Below are 321 nucleotides of genomic sequence, written 5' to 3' on the forward strand. Positions count from 1 at the left end.
CTCAAAAAATAGGTCAGGTGCATTTCATGTACCAGGGAGATAGATCAAAGCTTTCCGATTTCTTTCTACACGTAAAGCCAAGATTGCTGGAGGCGGTCGCTCCCCTTACCAAGAACATGGAAAAACGCGGCGGCGGAGTGATCAATCTGGAACTTCGGGATAAAACTGAATTATTGGGAGATTACTTCCAGCTGCACTGCACCATTGAAACCAAAGATTCCATGGGCGCGAATTTTATCAATTCCTGCCTTGAACGTTTTGCTGAAACCTTTAAAGCTGAAGCCGCTACCTATGAAAATTTTTCTGCTTCGGAAAAAGATA

1 pseudogene is annotated in these 321 nt (G+C 43.6%); it reads left to right on the forward strand.

Annotation, left to right across the window (positions count from 1 at the left end):
* Positions 1-26: 26 nt before the first annotated feature.
* Positions 27-321, forward strand: a pseudogene (locus HC176_RS18570) (hydroxymethylglutaryl-CoA reductase); the annotation flags it as partial.

This window comes from Tamlana crocina (assembly GCF_012037625.1).